Below are 267 nucleotides of genomic sequence, written 5' to 3' on the forward strand. Positions count from 1 at the left end.
TCCTTCCAGGACAGCGACGGTGACGGCATCGGCGACCTGAAGGGCCTGACCGCCAAACTGGACTACCTGCAGTGGCTGGGCGTCGACTGCCTCTGGCTGCCGCCCTTCTTCAAGTCCCCCCTGCGCGACGGCGGCTACGACGTGGCCGACTACACCGCCGTGCTCCCCGACTTCGGCGACCTCGCCGACTTCGTCGAGTTCGTCGACGCCGCCCACCAGCGCGGCATGCGCGTGATCATCGACTTCGTCATGAACCACACCAGCGAC

At 67.0% G+C, this 267-nt stretch carries 1 protein-coding gene; it reads left to right on the forward strand.

From position 1 onward, the window contains the following. The coding region (locus tag KUM38_RS38970; protein ID WP_254398443.1) for an alpha-amylase family glycosyl hydrolase at nt 1-267 on the forward strand (267 nt) is incomplete at both ends.

Origin of the sequence: Streptomyces sp. AC558_RSS880, from assembly GCF_019049255.1 — a bacterium.
Classification (GTDB): domain Bacteria; phylum Actinomycetota; class Actinomycetes; order Streptomycetales; family Streptomycetaceae; genus Streptomyces.